Origin of the sequence: Neoaquamicrobium microcysteis, from assembly GCF_008180155.1 — a bacterium.
Lineage (GTDB): Bacteria > Pseudomonadota > Alphaproteobacteria > Rhizobiales > Rhizobiaceae > Aerobium > Aerobium microcysteis.
Genome location: NZ_VSZS01000068.1, coordinates 253,806 through 271,479, shown reverse-complemented (window position 1 = coordinate 271,479; position 17,674 = coordinate 253,806). Strand labels below are relative to the sequence as shown.

Annotated in this window: 18 protein-coding genes; 15 read left to right on the top strand and 3 right to left on the bottom strand. The window is 64.1% G+C overall.

From position 1 onward, the window contains the following. Nucleotides 1-73 precede the first annotated feature (73 nt). From FY036_RS22200 to FY036_RS22190, 3 genes are all read right to left on the bottom strand, one after another. Nucleotides 74-1,000 (bottom strand): methylenetetrahydrofolate reductase, encoded by a 927-nt coding sequence (locus FY036_RS22200; RefSeq protein ID WP_148916876.1) that lies wholly within the window; start codon nt 998-1,000, stop codon nt 74-76. 262 nt (nt 1,001-1,262) lie between these two features. Beyond that, on the bottom strand, nt 1,263-2,678 hold the full coding sequence (gene ligM / locus FY036_RS22195; protein ID WP_148916875.1) for a vanillate/3-O-methylgallate O-demethylase: 1,416 nt from the start codon (nt 2,676-2,678) through the stop codon (nt 1,263-1,265). Nucleotides 2,679-2,794: 116 nt separating this feature from the next. Continuing rightward, nucleotides 2,795-3,532: a GntR family transcriptional regulator gene (locus tag FY036_RS22190; protein ID WP_148916874.1), complete on the bottom strand. Its 738-nt coding sequence runs from the start codon at nt 3,530-3,532 to the stop codon at nt 2,795-2,797. Between the two features lie 202 nt (nt 3,533-3,734). On the opposite strand from FY036_RS22190, the gene purU reads away from it, so the two are divergent. The 15 genes from purU (at nt 3,735) to FY036_RS22115 (ending at nt 17,659) form a co-directional block, all read left to right on the top strand. Beyond that, nucleotides 3,735-4,601 (top strand): formyltetrahydrofolate deformylase, encoded by an 867-nt coding sequence (gene purU / locus FY036_RS22185; RefSeq protein WP_148916873.1) that lies wholly within the window; start codon nt 3,735-3,737, stop codon nt 4,599-4,601. 298 nt (nt 4,602-4,899) lie between these two features. Continuing rightward, nucleotides 4,900-6,078, top strand: coding sequence for an ABC transporter substrate-binding protein (locus tag FY036_RS22180; RefSeq protein WP_148916872.1), 1,179 nt, complete (start codon nt 4,900-4,902; stop codon nt 6,076-6,078). Nucleotides 6,079-6,109: 31 nt separating this feature from the next. After that, nucleotides 6,110-6,961: a branched-chain amino acid ABC transporter permease gene (locus tag FY036_RS22175; RefSeq protein ID WP_148917152.1), complete on the top strand. Its 852-nt coding sequence runs from the start codon at nt 6,110-6,112 to the stop codon at nt 6,959-6,961. 4 nt (nt 6,962-6,965) lie between these two features. After that, complete coding sequence (locus FY036_RS22170) at nt 6,966-7,961, top strand: branched-chain amino acid ABC transporter permease (protein ID WP_148916871.1); 996 nt, start codon at nt 6,966-6,968, stop codon at nt 7,959-7,961. After that, nucleotides 7,958-8,716, top strand: coding sequence for an ABC transporter ATP-binding protein (locus tag FY036_RS22165; protein ID WP_148916870.1), 759 nt, complete (start codon nt 7,958-7,960; stop codon nt 8,714-8,716). Before FY036_RS22170 ends, FY036_RS22165 begins: the two co-directional genes overlap by 4 nt. Further along, the gene (locus FY036_RS22160) at nt 8,709-9,419 is read left to right on the top strand and encodes an ABC transporter ATP-binding protein (protein ID WP_148916869.1); all 711 of its coding nucleotides are present in this window, start codon (nt 8,709-8,711) and stop codon (nt 9,417-9,419) included. Before FY036_RS22165 ends, FY036_RS22160 begins: the two co-directional genes overlap by 8 nt. Before the next feature lie 146 nt (nt 9,420-9,565). Continuing rightward, entirely contained in the window at nt 9,566-9,823 is a 258-nt protein-coding gene (locus FY036_RS22155) for a glycine zipper domain-containing protein (protein ID WP_148916868.1), read from the top strand. An 86-nt stretch (nt 9,824-9,909) separates the two neighbouring features. Next, entirely contained in the window at nt 9,910-11,394 is a 1,485-nt protein-coding gene (locus FY036_RS22150; protein WP_148916867.1) for a Na+/H+ antiporter NhaC family protein, read from the top strand. A gap of 92 nt (nt 11,395-11,486) precedes the next feature. Further along, nucleotides 11,487-11,735 carry a glycine zipper family protein gene (locus FY036_RS22145; protein WP_148917151.1) on the top strand — a complete coding sequence of 83 codons (249 nt, stop codon included), beginning with the start codon at nt 11,487-11,489 and terminating at the stop codon, nt 11,733-11,735. Nucleotides 11,736-11,773: 38 nt separating this feature from the next. After that, entirely contained in the window at nt 11,774-12,481 is a 708-nt protein-coding gene (locus tag FY036_RS22140) for a lipase family protein (protein ID WP_148916866.1), read from the top strand. A gap of 21 nt (nt 12,482-12,502) precedes the next feature. Continuing rightward, nucleotides 12,503-13,783, top strand: a complete 1,281-nt coding sequence (locus tag FY036_RS22135) for an alpha/beta hydrolase (RefSeq protein ID WP_235897763.1) — start codon at nt 12,503-12,505, stop codon at nt 13,781-13,783. 144 nt (nt 13,784-13,927) lie between these two features. Then, the gene (locus tag FY036_RS22130) at nt 13,928-14,896 is read left to right on the top strand and encodes an ABC transporter substrate-binding protein (RefSeq protein WP_148916865.1); all 969 of its coding nucleotides are present in this window, start codon (nt 13,928-13,930) and stop codon (nt 14,894-14,896) included. A 29-nt stretch (nt 14,897-14,925) separates the two neighbouring features. Next, a complete protein-coding gene (locus tag FY036_RS22125; RefSeq protein WP_407941199.1) occupies nt 14,926-15,588 on the top strand; it encodes a L,D-transpeptidase in 663 nt (220 codons plus the stop codon). 21 nt (nt 15,589-15,609) lie between these two features. Continuing rightward, entirely contained in the window at nt 15,610-15,933 is a 324-nt protein-coding gene (locus FY036_RS22120; RefSeq protein ID WP_148916864.1) for a hypothetical protein, read from the top strand. Nucleotide 15,934: 1 nt separating this feature from the next. Continuing rightward, complete coding sequence (locus FY036_RS22115; RefSeq protein ID WP_148916863.1) at nt 15,935-17,659, top strand: alpha/beta hydrolase; 1,725 nt, start codon at nt 15,935-15,937, stop codon at nt 17,657-17,659. Nucleotides 17,660-17,674 lie beyond the last annotated feature (15 nt).

The following is a 17,674-nucleotide window of genomic DNA, read 5'->3' as shown; positions in this document are numbered from 1 at the left end:
GGTCTAGCCGTAAAGCGCGATGTAGCCAATGCGATGCTGCCTATGGAAAGACGCGGTCGCCGGAATAACCGCGTCAGCCAGCCATGGCCATTTCCTGTGGCGCGGCATGCACACGAGCCCAGTCGGCACTGGCCGCAATGCCGCCCAGCGGGAAGATGTGAAGCTGCTCGATCAGGCTTTCCGGGTGCGCGGCCCGCCACGCCGCAAGCTCGCCCGTAACCTCGGTCGGCTTATAGGGCAGCATCAGCTTGGTGAGGTCCATTGCGCGGCGCTGGAGCACCTTGAGCGATGGGCCGACACCGCACGCCATCGCGCATTTGATAAGCGTCTGCAGTTTTGCCGGCCCGGCGATGCCCACATGCACCGGCAGCGTGATGCCTTGCTGGCGCAGACGCTCGGTCCACGCGATCACCGGCTTTGCGTCGAACGCAAACTGGGTGACGATCGCCATCTGCGCGTCGGTGCTCTCGGAAAACGCCTGCTTCCAGGCCAGCGCCTTGTCGACCTCCTTGGTGGAACCGTCGGGATCGATATCCTTGTTGCCTTCGGGGTGGCCGGCAACGTGCAGGCGGCGAAAGCCGTGCTTGTCGAAAAGGCCCGTTTCAATCATCTGGATCGAACTGTCGAGGTTGCCGCGCGGGGTCTCCACCCCGCCGGCAAGCAGCAGGGCTTCTTCAACGCCCGCCTCTTCGCGATACCGCAACAGCCACTCTTCCAGCACCGCTTCGCTTTCTATGCTGCGGGCCGGCAGATGCGGCATGACGGCAAAGCCCTCGTCGCGCAGGCGTCGCGCTGTCGCGACCATGTCTTCGATAGGCGTTCCGTCGATATGGGCAATGTATACGCGCGTACCTGCCGGCAATATGGCTCGAAAGTCCTCGATCTTGGCTGCCGTGCGAGGCATGACCTCGATGGAATGGCCGGCCACCATGGCGCCGAGCGCATCATCCGCGGCTGCCGGTTCGTCCTTCCCACCCCCGAAACGCTCCCACCAAGCCATTGCATCCTCCCGTTAGACGTGGAGTCAATGTATACATTATGAATGCAGGAAGCCGCAAGTGGTTGCATTTATAGACGCGCGAGCGCCAAAAGGGCGCGATATGGGTCACGCAGGCTGATGGCATGTGCCCATGGAGTAGTGTGCTGCATACATTCCCTGCACGGAGGCAAGAGAGAAAGCCGTGGCAGGGTTTGTCCTGCCACGGCTTTTATGCCCGCCCCGTAGATAGCCTGCGTGTCGCCCCCTCGCGGAGGCCCGCCGGTCAGGCGGTCTTCTTGGTGCGCCAGCTGTCGGCGTAGTTTTCGCGTGCCTCGCGGGCATACGGCGTAGGCGAAACGCGCACGCGGATCTCGGCCTGCTTGTGCCGCTCGGTGGAGGTCTTGCCGCTGCCGCCGTCCGGCTCGCCCCAGATCAGGGTCAGCACGTCGCCTTCGTTGACGCTCTGATCGACGACGCCGAGCGACAGCATGCAGCGCTCGTTGTAGCTGTAGCCGTTGAACATCGACATACCGACCATCTTGCCGTCATGCATCACCATGTCGGCGCTCGAGGAGGCGTAGTTGGGTTGCGGGAAGTCGATCCACTTGTAGTGGTCCTCGCCCGGACGGAAGGCTGACGCGATGACGTTGACGACGTCCTCGGCATTCCACTCGAACGTAACCTTCTTGCGGTTCTTCTGGCCCTTCATCTTTTGGAGCGCCGCCTTGCCGATGAAGTCGTCTTTCTTCCAGCCGATGTAGAAGTCGTAGCCGAGCTCAAACGGGTTGACGTAGTAGTCCTCGATGTTCTTGGAGATGAAGCTGCCGCCGATCGAGCCGCCGGCCTCGTAGCTGTCGGCGCCCAGCCATTCACGGTAGGCCTTGAGCATCCCGTCGCCGGTATAGATGCCCGGAAGCGGAGAGGGAATCCATCCGGATTCCAGTGTGTTGGTCGAGTAGGCGCGGCTGCCGCATCGTACCAGATCGACGCCGGCTTCCTTTGCGGCTTCCAGAATGCAGGCCAGAATGTAGGGCTTGTCCTCATACGGCCCCCAGATTTCCAGGCCCGGCGCACCCGACATGCCGTGGCGCAGCGCCTGCACCTTCTTGGAGCCGATATTGATCTTGTCCACATGGAAGAACTTGATGTCAGGGATCGGGCCGCGGTTGAGCTTCTCGAAGATCTTCGGCGCTTCCGGCCCCTGTATCTGGTAGCGGTAGTGGGTGCGCAGCACGCGCTCGCCCTCCGGGCGCGACGGCGAGCGCGGATCGTGCTTGATACGCACGTTCCACTCGCCATACGCGGCGCAGAACTGCAGCCAGTTGGCGGTCGGCGCGCGCCCCACGAGGATGAACTTGTCCTGCCGCTCGCGGAAGATGATGTGATCGCCGATCACATGCCCGTTGGGGGTGACCGGGACGAAATGCTTCGCACGGTTAAGGTCGAAGTTGGAGAACGAGTTGATACCGTGATGCGCGAGGAACTTCTCGGCATCGGGGCCTTCGACGATCAGTTCGTCCATGTGGTGCGTCTGGTCGAAAAGCACGGCCGAGTCGCGCCACGCGCGCTGCTCGTCACGCCAGTTGGAAAACTCCGGCGCAACCACGGGGTATACATACATGCCGATTCGGGAGTTGCGCAGCATCTCCACGGCATTGCCTTTCTCGCTCAAAATGGCTTCCAGGCTGGATTTCGACATTCTCTCTCCTCCCGAGTGGATCATTGAATGTATACATTATGCGCGTACATGGCAGCCAAAAGCAAGAGGTGGAACGCGGCGATGCACGCTGGCGCGCGGACGCCTTTTTCCGGCCGTCAGGCGTTCTTGACGAGCGCGAGGCCGGGCACGCGGGCAATGAGGCTGCGGCCTTCGCCCATGACGTATTCCAGATTGCGGCGTGCGACACGGGCGTGTTCGCGCGCGATGGCTTCGGCGCGCGCGCCTTCGCGTGCGACGATGGCGGACAGGATCGCCTTGTGCTGCTCCTGCGCGGTGGCCAGCGACCGGCGGAATGCCGCGATGCCCGCCGTGCTGGGCGAAAATGCCGAGGGCGATGCGAAGGGCAGCCGCGCCGCGCGCTCCACCTCGCGCCGGATGATCTCGCTGCCCGCAAGGCCGGCCAGCTCGCTGTGGAAGCGGGCATTCAGTTCTGAATAGGCATCGAAATCGACATCGTCCGGTGTCTCTCCGAAACATTTGTCGAGCCTGGAGACCGTGTCCCGAATGCGGGCGAGGGCGTCCGGCGCAACGCCACGCTCGGCCGCAAGCCGCGCGGCCGTTCCCTCCAGCACCCCACGCAGTTCTATGGCATCGACCACGTCGGCAAAGCCGAAAGTGCGCACGATGAAGCCGCCGCCACGCGCGCGGTCGAGCAGCCCTTCCTCGGCTAGGCGCGACATCGCCTCACGCACCGGCGTGCGTGAAATGCCCATGTCCTCCGCCAGGGCGACCTCGAACAGCCGCGTACCGCCGGGATAGTCGCCCGCCAGTATCTTCTTGCGCAGGTCGATCAGCGCGCGCATTGCATGCGTCTTGGCCGTGGTCTGCAACATAGGTCTAGCCTCTTGCCCCTTCGCTGTGCGCAAACTATCGGGAGCGATGTATCCATCGCAGGCGCATTCTAACACCGAAAGCGCGGCTCCATAAGTCTCCTTTCCCAAGGATGTATACACGACACATCGCCCAAGCTATAGGCATGGCGTGGCGCAGCGGATAGACATGCGCGACTTCAGCCACGCACCAAACGGAACAACGATGACCACCGACGCTTCACTGGTTCTCACAGCCTACTGCACCAACAGGGCAGGCATCGTCGCCGCGCTTTCCAAGGCCGTGTTCGACCTCGGAGGCGACATCCTCGATCTGCAGCAGTTCGACGACGCGGGCACCGGCCAGTTCTTCTCGCGCGTCGTGTTTCGGGGCGTTTCCGGCCCGCTCGACGCGGATACCGCGCGCCGGGCTCTGGCCCCGGTCATGGATGGCTTCGCGATGACATGGTCCCTGCGCGTTCAGGGCGAGCGGCGCAGGGTGCTGCTTATGGCGTCGAAGTTCGACCATTGCCTGGCGGACCTTCTCTATCGCTGGCAGATCGGAGAGCTGCCGATGGATGTGCGCGCCATCGTCTCGAACCATCCGCGCGAGACCTATGCCAACCTGTCGTTCGCCGACATCCCGTTTCACTACCTGCCGGTAAGCAAGGAAAACAAGGCCGAGCAAGAGGACAAGCTCGCAGCGCTGATCGAGGCAGAGCAGATCGATCTGGTCGTGCTCGCCCGCTACATGCAGGTGCTCTCACATGAGCTTTCGGCGCGTCTGGCCGGGCGCTGCATCAACATTCACCATTCCTTCCTGCCGGGTTTCAAGGGTGCCAAGCCCTATCACCAGGCTTATGAGCGGGGCGTGAAATTGATCGGGGCGACCGCACATTACGTGACCAGCGACCTCGACGAAGGCCCCATCATCGAGCAGGACATCGAGCGCATCAGCCATCGCGACAGTGCCGACGAACTGGTTCGCAAGGGCCGCGACATCGAGCGGCGGGTGCTGGCGCGCGCCGTGCGCTCGCATCTGGAAGACCGCGTGTTGATCAACGGCATGAGGACGATCGTCTTTCCCGAATAGCTGATGGGAAGGCATTGCTCTGTATACAGGCCGTGTCGATCTCGCTCTGGGATCGATATGCGAAGCGTCGAGGCGGCGGCAAGGCAGCTGGTTCTGGCGTTACGAAAATCCTTTTGCAGCTAGCGCTTTAGCTGCCCAGTAGCTCCAACTGACATCTGCTCAACCCGCCGCGGTGCCGTTCACGATTGCGTTGCATCCCCTTGGCGATCCTGAAAACGATGTATACACTCATCGTTGGAGGAGCCGGAAAAGCCCCTGGTGGCTGACCGGCAAAAGGCAGCAAAGGGAGGTATTTCGCATGTTGAAGAATGCAGCAGCGGCCACGGCGCTTGGGCTGGGCCTTGCATGGTCGGGCGCGGCCATCGCGCAGGAGACGGTCAAGATCGGCGTCATCCTGCCCTATTCCGGCCCGTTCGCGGACGCGGCCAACCAGCTTCAGGCCGGCATCGACCTTTACATGGCAAAACACGGCGATGAGGTCGCTGGAAAGAAGATCGAGATCATCAAGCGCGATACCGGCGGCCCGGCCCCCGATGTGGCGCAGCGCCTCGCGCAGGAGCTTGTCGTGCGCGACGGCGTAGACATCCTGGCGGGCTTTGCCCTGACGCCGGAGGCGCTGGGCGCGGCCCCCGTGTCGCAGGAAGCGCAGAAGCTGATGGTGGTGATGAACGCCGCCACATCCATCGTCACCGAGCAGTCGCCGTACATCGTGCGTACGTCGGTCACCATCCCGCAGCTCAACTATTCCTTCGGCAAATGGGCCTTCGACGAGGCGGGCATAAAGCAGGCCTACACGCTCGTGTCGGATTACGGGCCGGGCCACGATGCCGAGAAGTCGTTCTCGCAGGGCTTCACCGAAGCCGGTGGGGAAATCCTCGGCTCGGATCGCACGCCCGTTGCCAATCCGGACTTCTCCGCTTTCGTTCAGCGCGTTCGCGATGCCAACCCCGAAGCCGTATACATCTTCGTACCCGGCGGTGCCCAGCCTGCGGCCATCGGCAAGGCGCTTGCTGATCGGGGCCTGGCTCCTCCGGAAACCAAGATATTCGCACAGGGTGAACTGACCCACCCCGAGGCGCTGGAAAGCATGGGCGAGACCGCGCGCGGCATCATCACCACGTTCCACTACACGCTGGAGCGCGATGATCCGCTCAACAAGGAATATGTCGAAGGCTACACGGCGGCCAACAACGGCCGCAAACCCGACCTGTTCTCCATCGGCGGCTATGACGGCATGCATCTCATCTACGAGGCGCTGAAGGCGACCGACGGCGACGCTTCCGGCGACGCGTTGGTGGAGGCGGCGAAAGGCATGGCGTGGGAGAGCCCGCGCGGGCCGATGAGCATCGACCCCGAGACGCGCGATGTGGTGCAGACCGTCTATATCCGCGAGGTCCAGGAAGTGGATGGCGAACTTCAGAACGTCATCATCCACGAAATACCGGAGGTGAAGGACCCGCTGCACGGCGCCAACTGACACAGGCGTGATTCCGATCGTGGTCAACCAGATCGCCATCGTCCTCTTCGACGGGTTCGCCTTCGGGATGCTTCTGTTCGTCCTGTCGGTGGGCCTGTCGGTGACGCTGGGGTTGATGAATTTCATCAACCTCGCGCACGGTGCATTTGGCATGCTTGGCGGCTACATCGCCGTGTTGACGATGCGCCAGCTCGGGCTGCCTTTCCTGCTCGCGCTGCCCGCGGCGTTTCTGGGGGCGGCACTGGTCAGCGTGGTGTTCGAGCGCACGCTGTTTCGCCGGCTCTACAAGGCAGGTGAGCTCAATCAGGTACTGTTCACCATCGGCGTCGTGTTCGTCGCGGCGGCGATTGCAACATATGCGTTCGGCACCGTGCAGCAGGTCATCATCCTGCCGTCGTGGCTGCGTGGATCCGTCGAGGTGTTCGGGCTGCGCCTGGGCGTCTATCGCATCTTCCTCATCGTTGTCGCGCTGGCGGTGACCGCTGTTCTCGTCTTCGGGCTGGAGCGTACGCGGCTGGGCGCGCAGATCCGCGCTGCGGTCGATAACCAGCGCGTGGCGCAGGGGCTGGGCCTCGATGTCGAGCGCATTTTCGCCATCACCTTTGCGCTGGGCAGCGGGCTTGCGGGGCTGGGCGGCGCGCTGGCGATCGAGATCGTCGGTCTCGACCCGGCCTTCGGCTTCCACTTCCTCGTCTACGTTTTGATCGTGGTGGCCGTAGGCGGGCTTGGCTCCATCGCGGGTTCCTTCGCGGGTGCCGCCCTTCTCGGCATCGGAGACGTGGCCGGCAAATATTTCATGCCGGAGATCGGCTCCTTCCTCATCTATCTGCTGCTGGTGGCCATCCTGTTCGTCAAGCCGCTCGGCCTGTTCGGAAAGCGGTGACCGGATGAGTGACGTGACGGCAAACGCGCCTTTCGATGCTCAGGGTTGGCTCCGGCGACAAAGCCGCTGGTCGCCGCTGGAGGTGGTGTTCTGGCTGGCGCTGCTGCTGCCGTTCTTCTTCTTCCCGACCTATCTGACGCTGGCAAGCCAGATCGCCATCGCAGCCCTGTTCGCAATCTCCGTCGATCTCATCCTCGGCTATGCCGGCATCGTCACGCTCGGCCATGCCATGTTCTTCGGGCTGGGCGCCTATGCCGCCGGCCTCATCAGCGTCTATGGATGGGGCGAGCCGCTCAGCGGCCTGCTTTTGGCAGCGGCCTTTGCCGGGCTGGTAGGCTTCGTCGTCAGTTTCATGATCGTGCGCGTCCAGCATCTGGCGCTCATCATGATAACGCTCGGCCTGGGCCTGCTCACCTATGAGCTTGCAAACTCCATGTCGTGGCTGACGGGCGGCACGGACGGCCTGCGCGGCATTCGCACCTGGCCGATCTTCAACTATTTCCGCTTCGACCTGTGGGGCTACACCGCTTATTCGTACTCACTGGCAGCGCTCTTCGTCTGCTTCCTCGTCAGCCGCCGGATCGTCAATTCTTCCTTCGGGCTTGCGCTTCGCGGCGTACGCGAGAACGTGAGGCGCATGCCTGCCATCGGGTCGGACTATCGTGGGCACCTGCAAAAAATTTACACCATTTCGGCAGCCATCGCGGGGCTCGCTGGAGCGCTGATGGCCCAGACCACCAATGTGGTCGCGCTCGATGCGCTGAGCTTCCAGCGTTCCGCAGACGTTGTCGTCATGCTCATTCTGGGCGGCACCGGCCGGCTTTATGGCGCGATCGTCGGCGCGGCGATCTTCCTCATCGCACGCGACCAGCTCTCGGGCGTCAATCCGCAGTACTGGTATTTCTGGATCGGCCTGCTGCTGATGGTCGTCGTGCTCGTGATGCCCAAGGGCATCCTCGGCGGCCTCTCCGCGCTTGCATCGCGTTGGAGCGGCCGATGAGCGAACCCATAGTGCTGCGCACGGACGCGCTGCGGAAAAGGTTCGGCTCGCTCGAGGTGGCGCGCGACGTATCGCTTTCGCTGCCGCGCGGATGCCGCCACGCGCTGATCGGGCCCAACGGCGCCGGCAAGACGACGCTCATCAACCTCATCACCGGACAGCTCAAGCCGGATTCGGGCACGATCTCTCTGGAGGGGGAGGACATCACCGCCACACCAGCAGCCACGCGCGTGCGGCGCGGCCTTACCCGCACATTCCAGATCAACACGCTGTTCCCCGACCTGACGCCGCTGGAGGCGGTGACGCTCGCCGTCTGCGAGCGGCAGCGCACGGCCGGCCAGTTCTGGCGCGGGCTGTTCGCCCATGAAGAAGCCATCGACGAGAGCTTCGCCATCCTCACGCAACTGGGCCTGGGCGACGTCGCCACCCGCACGACACGCACCCTGCCATACGGGCAGCAGCGGCTGCTGGAGATCGCGCTGGCGCTCGCCACCAGGCCCCGCGTGCTCCTGCTCGACGAGCCTGCCGCCGGCGTCCCCAAGGACGAGAGCGCGGTGCTCTTCGACGTGATATCGGCACTGCCGCAGGACATATCCGTGCTTTTCATCGAGCATGACATGGACATCGTCTTCCGCTTCGCAACCCGCATCGTCGTTCTGGTGGCGGGCGGCGTGCTGCTGGAAGCAGACCCCGAGACAGTGCGCACCGACCCGCGCGTTCGCGAAGTCTATCTGGGCGGAGCCGGTCATGCCTGACGCGTTGCTCGAGTTCCACGAGGTGCGATCGGGCTATGGCGAGGCCGTGGTGCTGGACGGTGTGTCGCTGTCCCTGCCTGCCAACGGCAGCCTCGCACTGCTCGGCCGCAACGGTGTGGGCAAGACGACGCTGCTGCTCACCGCGATGGGATTCGTCGGCATTTCGCGCGGTGCCGTACGGCTCGCGGCAAATGACATCTCGCGCGTCGCACCGCACAAGCGGGCGCGGCTGGGGCTGGGCTGGGTGCCGCAGGAGCGGGAGATATTCCCTTCTCTCAGCGTCGAGGAAAATCTGGGTGTCGCAGCCCGGCCCGGCCGCTGGGACGTGACGTCGATCTATGCCCTGTTTCCGAGGCTGCGGGAGCGGCGGGCCAACATGGGAAACCAGCTCTCCGGCGGCGAGCAGCAGATGCTGGCGCTGGCCCGCACCCTCATGACCAACCCTTCCGTGCTGCTTCTGGACGAGCCGTTCGAGGGCCTTGCCCCCATCATCATCGAGGAACTGACCGCGGCGGTAAAGAAGATGACGCAGGACGAAGGCGTCGCCATCATCCTCGTCGAGCAGCACGCCGAAGTGGCGCTGCGGCTGACACAGGAAGCCGTCATCCTCGAGCGCGGGATGGTAGCGCACCGCGCACCCTCCGCGGACCTGCTGCGCGACGGACCTACCCTCGAACGCTATCTCGGCCTCAAGCTCGGCTGAGCTCCGGAAAGCTCACTTCCTGCTGTTTGCCGCGCCTGCAGGACGCCCGGCGCATCTCGGGGACTGCCAGCCAATCACCCGGCCCGATTTATCTGCTAGCAATTCACCTCCGGACGAGACGCGGCGATTGCCGCAGGAGGAACGGGATGCTCAGGATAGTTTTCGCGGCACTTGTCGGACTTTCGGCTGCCGCATGTACGTCTACCGAACAGCGGACCGCAGGCGGCGCGCTTGCGGGAGCCGGCACCGGCGCCGTCATCGGCGGGCTGACCGGCGGCAGCCGCGGCGCGCTGGTCGGTACAGCCGTCGGCGGCGCGACCGGAGCGGTCGTCGGGGCCGCGACCGCACCTCGCGAGTGCTGGGGACGGGACCGCTACGGACGGCCTGTCCAGGTGCGCTGCTGAGGCGGACAAGTCGCGGCCGACCTTGAAGGGATATCACGTGCCGGGGTCGGCCGGGCTGCCGGTCGGCAATTTCGCGAGGTCGCCCAGTGGTCGAAACGAATGAGCCGGTCGAAACGCCTGAGCCGAAGCAGCTTTCGCTCGTCGAGGCCCTCGTTCCGGCGTTGAGCCTGATCCTGCTCGTTGCGCTTTCCTACTATCTGTTCGGAGACGCCGGATCCTCCGGCCCCAACCAGGTGGCTCTCGTCGTTGCGACGATGATCGCCGTCTTCGTCGCGAGACGGCGAGGTTTCAGCCTTCAGTCGCTCAGCGACGCCGCCATCGGAAGCGTCGGCTCCGGCATGGGGGCGATTTTCATCCTGTTCGCGGTCGGCGCGCTAATCGGGACGTGGGCACTGAGCGGCACGCTCATGGCGATGGTCTACTACGGCATGAAGGTGCTGGACCCCAACTACTTCTACGTCACGGCGGCAGCACTCTGCGCGGCGGTTTCCGTCGGCATCGGCAGTTCATGGACGGTGGTCGGCACCATCGGCATCGGCCTGATGGGCATTGCCGTCAACATGGATCTCGACCCCGCGATCGCGGCTGCGGCAATCATATCCGGTGCCTATTTCGGCGACACCACGTCACCCCTGTCGAGCTCGACCCACCTTGCAGCCGGCGCGGCGTCGGCGGATTTCTACGACCACATCCGCGAGACGGCGCTGACCTCGGCGATAGCCCTTGGGGCGGCGCTCTTCGTGTTCTGGTTTTTCGGGCAGGCGGCCAACGAGGTCGATTCGTCTGCGAAGGAACAGGCGATCGTCGGCGCTTTCCATATCACGCCATGGCTGTTCCTCCCCTTGCTTGTCGTCATCGTGCTGGCGCTGTTCAAGCTGCCGCCCTTCACCACCATATTCATCGGCGCGCTGGTCGGCGGCCTGATGGCCGTCATCCTTTCGCCCGAGCGCGTGCTGGTGTTCGCCGCGGCTGACGAATCCGTCCCCACCGCGCTGGCGCTCATCAAGGGCGTTTGGCTGGCGCTTGCCAGCGGCTACACCGCATCGACAGGCATCCCGGCGCTTGATGTGCTCGCTTCGCGCGGCGGAATGAGCAGCATGCTGAACACGATCTGGCTGGTGATAACCGCTTTCGCGTTCGGTGGCGTCATCGAGAGAACGGGCATGCTGGACAGGCTGGTAGGGCCTATCATCGCGGCGGCCCGGACAACGACCGCGCTGGTTTCCTCGCTCGTCGGTGCAGTCATCGTCACCAATGTCGCGACTGCTGACCAGTATCTGGCGGTCGTGCTTCCCGGGCGCATGTTCAAGGGCGCGTTCCGGCAACGCGGCCTGGCCGAGGTGGTGCTGTCGCGATCAATCGGTGCTTCGGCGACGCCGACCTCCGCCCTCGTCCCGTGGAACAGCTGCGGCGCGTATATGGCTGCCACGCTAGGCGTCTCCACCTTCGAATACCTGCCCTACGCGGTGTTCAACTTCACCAGCCCCCTGCTGCCCATTCTCGCGGCCCTATTCGGCATCCGCATGTTTGGTCGGAACCCCGAACAGGCCGTCCCGACAAATGGGACGTGACGACCAGTGCCGGGATTTCGCGCTCATCACTGCATGGGTCGGAGGCGCTAGACTGGTTCAGCCATGCAGAACTCGGTCGTGATGGAACGGTGATGAAGAACCTCGCTCTGGCATTGCTTGTGGTCGCGGCACTGGCCGGCTGCACGACGACCGAAAGGGACATCGCGGCCGGCACCGCCATCGGTGCGACAACGGGTGCTGCCGTGGGCGGCACCACCGAGGCGGCGGCCACCGGCGCCGCGATCGGCGCCGCGGGCGGGCTGCTCGTTCGCAATATGCGCAACGGCTATTGCGAATACCGCAATCCCCGCACAGGGCAAATCTACACGGCGCGCTGTTGAGCCGCCCTTGCCCGAGTATCTGGCTTCTCATTGCCTTCATGCTAGCGCTTTGGCCATCGGTCGCTGCTGCGCGCGATTGCGTCGTGCTGCTCCACGGGCTCGGACGCGGCACGTCGTCCCTTCTGCTGATGGAGGAGGTGCTGGAGACGTTCGACTTCCAGGTCGTTAACGAAGGCTACTCGTCCACCGATACGCCGATCGACCTGTTGATGGCGCATGTCGACAACTCCGTCGCCCGGTGCGGCGATGCCGGCAAGGTTCACTTCGTCACCCACTCGCTTGGCGGCATTCTCGTCCGGGCCTGGCTGCACGAGCACCGGCCCGGCAATCTCGGTCGCGTCGTCATGCTGGGCCCGCCCAACAAAGGATCGGAGATCGTCGATGCGTTCGGCGATCTGGCGCTCTTCGAACTCGTCACCGGACCGACCGGCATGAAGCTCGGCACCGGCCCGGGCAGTGTCCCGAACACGCTCGGCCCCGCTGATTTCGATCTCGGCATCGTCGCCGGCGACAGGTCGGTCAATCCGGTATTGTCGCGGGTGTTCGACGGGCCCAACGACGGGAAGGTGTCGGTGGAGAGTACGAAGCTGGAAGGCATGGCCGACCACATCGTGCTGCCGACATCCCACACCTTCATGATGAACAACCCGCTCGTCGTCGCCCAGGTGGTGAATTTCCTGCGCGAAGGCCGCTTCGACCATGGACTTACGATGCGTGAACTGTTCAATCGCGCGTTCGAGAACTGACGGCGAGCAGGGGAGGGGACATTGCGCTATGTCGTCATCGCCCTGCTTCTGGTCATCGGCGTAGTGGTGGCCTTTTCCTTTCATCAACCGCCGATGCGGCTCATGCCGGCCCCGGCCATTTTTCTCGACGACCGTACCAGCGTGTTCGCGACCAACCAGGCGCACGCTACCGAGTCTGAGATTTCTCTCTTCTATGCCACGAACCGCCTCGGCGTCGGCCCACTCGAAGATCGCATCTACGCGATAGTGCCCGGTCGCGACCTGCATCTGGGAGAAGCGACGATCCGGATCGGCGAGGAGGGGACGACCTGGGACAAGATATATGCCTGGTCGACCGGCGCGGGCGACGACCGTCGGCCGTTTCTGCACCTCGATAACCTTAGAGAGATCGCGAGCGTCGACCCCGCCCAGCCGCTCACGCCCGATGCGGCGGCGTGGTTCCGCAGCATAGAGGAAGCGCGCCTGCGCGGCGCAGACAGCGATGTCATCGTCTATGTGCACGGTGCCAACACCACCGTGGAGCGTGCCGCCGGGCAGGCAGCGCAACTCTACCATTTCACGGGCCGCAATGCGGTGGTGGTCCTGTTTGCGTGGCCGACGGCCGAAAATTTCCTGCGCTATTCGCGCGACATGGTCACCGCCTTCGGTGCTGCGCCGCAGTTGCTCAAGCTGGTAGAGCTTCTCTCTCAGCATACCGGTGCATCGCACGTCGACGTCTTCACCTACAGCGCCGGCGGCACGGTGGGCAGCAGTGCGCTGGCGCTGGCGGGGCAGGCCGGCGCACAGCAGATGGATGCGGTGCGCCTCGGCGAGGTCTATCACGCGGCACCCGATGCCGACTTCGCAACTTTCGTCGCGGAGATGCGCGACTATGCGTCTCTTGCGCGAAGGATCACAGTCTCGGTCAACCTCAACGACAGCGCGCTGCGGCTGTCGCAGGCTATAAATCGCGCGTCGCGCGCCGGCCGGCCGGACATGCGGGAACTGGGCCCGGAAGAAACCAGGTGGCTGCTGGACGGCGCGCGGAACTACGGCTTCGAGGTGCTGCGCGTGAGACCGGAAAACATCCCCGGCCTGTCGGCCCGGTCGCACACCTTCTGGTACGACGACCCGTGGGTCAGCAGCGATGTGCTCATAACCCTGCTCTATCATCTGGGACCGGGCGACCGGGGGCTTCATCGCGATGTCACACCCTCCGGCGTCGCCTACTGGACGTTCACCGACGACTACCCCGTGCAGCTTGCGCGCGTGCTGGAGCAACTGCGGCAACAAGGTCAGCTGCTGGAAGAAACGGTCGATTGACGCAGGCGCTGGCAGGGCGATCAGCCCGGCAATTCGGACACGCTGCCAACGCGCGGGACTGAGCGCCAATGACTTTGGTTTCGGCGCAACTAGACTTCGGGCAGCAAAGAAAACGACCAGTGCGATGACGTCGGGAGCTTGCCGATGGGACGTATCTTGCGGCTGCTTGGCCCAGTTGCGCTGGCCATGTCGCTATCCGCTTTCGCCGCTATGCCCGGGCGAACCGCCGATCTCGTCATCGCGATGCCGAACTGGTCGTCGGGGCAGGCCACGGCGCATATTCTGAAGGTAGCAATCGACAAGCAGTTCGGGCTTGAGGCCGATGCTGTCGAGATGGGAACGCTTATTGCATTTGCGGGGCTGGATTCCGGCAAGGTCGATATCCATCCCGAGGTCTGGCTGCCCAACCTCGACAACCTCGTTGAGCGCTACGTGACGGGTGCGGGATCGGTTGCGATAAGCCCCATCGGCGTGCCGGCGTGGCAAGGCATCTGTGCGACCCGCAACGCCGCCGACATATACGGCATCAAGGACATATCCGACCTCAGCGACCCGCAGAAGACCGCTGCGCTGGACACCGACGGCGACGGCCGGGGCGAGATGTGGATCGGCGCGCAGACGTGGTCGTCGACAGGCATCGAGCGGGTGCGCGCCAACAGCTACGGATATGCGAAGCAACTGACGCTGCTTGAGATGCCTGAGGATGTGGGCATGGCGGCGGTGGATGCGGCGCAGGCAACGGACAAGCCATTGGTATTCGCGTGCTACGCCCCCCACGCTGTGTTCGAACTGCACGACATCGTGCGCCTGACGGAACCGCCATACGATCCCGCCAAATGGAACATCGTGCTGCCCTCCGACGATCCGGCCTGGCTGTCGAAGTCGAGCGCGACGGTGGCGTGGGATGCGGCCCACTATCATATCGCCTACGCCTCCTCGCTTCGCAGCAGGCATCCCGACCTGGCCGCGTTTCTGGAGAGGGTCGCCTTCGAGCCGGAGGAAGCGATCGCGATGAGTTACGCCCTTCAGGTCGAACGGCGCGATCCGCAGGAGTTTGCCGAGGAGTGGGTTTCGAAGAACGCAGAACGGGTAGAAGCATGGGCAAGACCATGAGAGCGGGCCGGTCTGCGATCTTTTGCTTGATGAGAGGCTGCATCTCGAGAGCGCCCGCCCTATTGATGGTTCTGGGGCTTTCTCTGCTGACCGGGCAGGCGGTCGCGCAGACTCAAGTCTACGACCCGAAGACGCGCAGTTGGGTCGACTACGACCGGACCAAGGCATACCAGTATTATCGCCAGCACCAGCAGGTTCCCGAGCCCTTCCGGCGTCAGGTGGTGACGTTCAGGACCGCCGAGGAGCCGGGCACCATCATCATCGATGGAAACCAGCACTTCCTCTATCTCGTCCAGCCGGGCCAGCAGGCGATACGATACGGCATCGGCGTTGGCAGGGAGGGGTTCGGTTGGGCCGGTATCGTGCGTGTCGGCCGTACTGCCGAATGGCCGCGATGGACGCCGCCGGCCGAGATGGTGGCCCGCGATCCGAATGCCCGAAAATGGGCCGGCGGGCAGCCAGGAGGGCCGGACAACCCGCTCGGCGCGCGCGCCCTCTACCTCTACGAAGGCGATCAGGACACGATCTACCGCATTCACGGAACGCCGGAGCCCTGGACGATGGGGCTGAGCGTCTCGTCCGGCTGCATCCGCATGGTCAACGACGACATCATCGACCTGCATTCCCGGGTGAAGGTCGGCGCCAAGGTCATCGTGCTGATGCAGGGGGCGGCGCTCTACAAGGGTGTCTAGAATTATCGGAGAGGTCAGCAAATGAACACGCGACACGACAGCCGTTCCCGCATCGGGCGACCGGCCCTTGCCGCCGGAGCTCTTTCTGTGGCCGCGCTGCTGTGCGCGTGCAGCGCCAGTACCCCGGAGCCGACCCAGATGGCGCGAACTGCGGCCGATACCGCGCCTGCAGACCTCCAGCTCCTATGTGCCAATGCGGCCGGGGGCGCCAGCGCTCTTCCCGTGACATCGCGACGTGTCGATGCCGCAACCTATCAGGTGGACCTCAACGTCGCGGGCGCGACGAGAACCTGCCTCATCGATGCGCAGGGCAACGTGCTGTCGATGCAGCCGGGCACGGGGTGAGATGACGGGCGCGGATACGAGACGCGGGGATGTCGAACGGGGACGAATCCTGCCCGGTTGGCTGCTGCGGTTCGGTCTCTCGCTGTCGGCCGGCGGGCTCTTTTTGGGAACGCTGTTCTTCATCGCCTCGCTGACGCCGACGCTCATCCCTCGCGACTTCTTCACCCAGGGGGCGCTTTCCGGCGCATGCTTCGCGGTCGGCTATGCCGTCGGTGTCGGCCTGCGTTGGCTGTGGGCGTATCTGGAACTACCGGAAGCGCGCGAGCGGCTGTTGCTCGGCATCAAGGCGGCGCTTGCCGCGCTGTGCGTCGTGGTGGGGTTCGTGTTCCTCTGGCGGACGGCCGAATGGCAGAACTCCATTCGCGAACTCATGGGCATGGAACCCATTACCAGCGCCCACCCGATCAAGCTTTGCCTCGTGGCGATAGCGACCTTCCTGCTGCTCATAGGTCTGGCACGGTTGTTCAAGGTCGCGATAAACCTCTTTCTGCGGCTTCTGCCGCAGTTCGTCCCGCCGAAGGTGTCGCGCCTCATCGGGTTCACGCTCGCCGTGCTCGTGTTCTGGACGATCGCGAACGGGGTGCTCTTCCGCTATACGCTGCACGTGCTGGATTCCTCGTTTGCTACGTTCGACGCGCTGATCGAGCCTGAGCGGGCACAGCCCTCCTCGCCAACCAAGACCGGCAGCACGGCATCTCTGGTGCAGTGGGAGGAGCTCGGGCGGGCGGGCCGTGAGTATGTAGCCACCGGGCCGTCGGCATCCGAGATTGAAACGCTGACGGAACTGCCCGCTATAGAGCCGATCCGGGTCTATGTCGGCCTGCGCGCAGCCGATACTGCCGAGGAAAGGGCACAGCTTGCGCTTGCCGAAATGCAGCGGGTCGGTGCGTTCGAACGGTCGACGCTGATCGTCATCACACCGACCGGCACTGGCTGGATCGATCCGGCGGCGATGGACGCGGTGGAGTATCTTCACAATGGCGATATCGCCAGCGTCGCGCTGCAATATTCCTATCTGTCGAGCCCGCTGTCGCTGATGGTGGAACCGGACTATGCTTCCGAGGCGGCAAGGGCGCTGTTTCAGGTGGTCTATGAGTATTGGACGACCCTGCCGCAGGCGCAGCGACCTAGGCTATATCTGCACGGGCTCAGCCTGGGTGCGATGAATTCGGAACGCTCGGCTCAATTGTTTGAAATCCTCGACGATCCGATACAGGGCGCGCTGTGGAGCGGGCCGCCTTTCGAAAGCAGCGTATGGCGGCGCGTGACGGATGGCCGCAATGCGGGCTCCCCGGCATGGCTGCCGGAATTTCGCGACGGCTCCGTGGTGCGCTTTATGAACCAGAAAGGTTCGACCGTTCCACCGGAAACGCGCTGGGGCACGATGCGCGTGATCTACCTGCAATATGCGAGCGACCCCGTGGTCTTCTTCGATCCGAGGGACTTCTATCGCCAGCCGGCATGGCTCGAGACACCGCGCGGGCCGGATGTCTCTCCCGAACTGCGCTGGTATCCTGTTGTCACGATGTTGCAGCTCACCCTCGACATGGCGCTCGCAACGACGACGCCGATCGGATACGGCCACGTCTATGCGCCCGGACACTATGTCGATGCCTGGGTCGCCCTGACCGAGCCCGATGGCTGGTCGATGGCGAAGCTGGCGCGCCTGAAGGAAGACCTCGCCGGCCGTATCGGGGCATTGCAGGGCGAAGCGGGCTCGCAATAGCCTGAGGGCCGGCCC